The 379-nt window shown below is 77.8% G+C and carries 1 protein-coding gene; it reads right to left on the bottom strand.

The window, feature by feature from the left end; translation table 11 throughout:
* On the bottom strand, positions 1–212 hold a 212-nt coding region (locus ACFFNX_RS49980; protein ID WP_378213527.1), incomplete at its 3' end, for a hypothetical protein.
* Between the last annotated feature and the right edge of the window lie 167 nt (positions 213–379).

Genomic DNA, 379 nt, shown 5'->3' with positions numbered 1-379 from the left:
CGGCGGCTCTGCGTCGCGAGCCGCCGCTCCCGGCGCGCGAGGCCGGCGTGATGCTCCAGCACCTGGGCCCACAGGTCGAGGACCAGCTCCAGCCGCCGCGGGCGTGGCACCGGATCGAGGATCTGACGTAGGTGGTGGGCGAGCGCCGAGGGCGGACCGTCCGGGGTGAGGTCGACGCCCTCCGGCGCCCGCAGGGCGAGGACCTGTTCCACCTGTTCCGGCCCGAGTGTGTCGCTGGCCGCGACGGCGAGATGCAGCGCCGCCCACCGGCCCTCGTCGATCGCCCGCGCCGCCGCGGCCCCGACCCGGCCCGCTGCCGCCGCAGCCCGTCGCGACCCCCATCGCGGCCGACCCCATGATCCGCTCGATCGGCGTGCCG

Origin of the sequence: Actinoallomurus acaciae (assembly GCF_042429965.1) — a bacterium.
GTDB lineage: Bacteria > Actinomycetota > Actinomycetes > Streptosporangiales > Streptosporangiaceae > Actinoallomurus > Actinoallomurus acaciae.
Note: the sequence above shows the minus strand (reverse complement) of the source record. Positions and strands in the feature narration are given on the sequence as shown.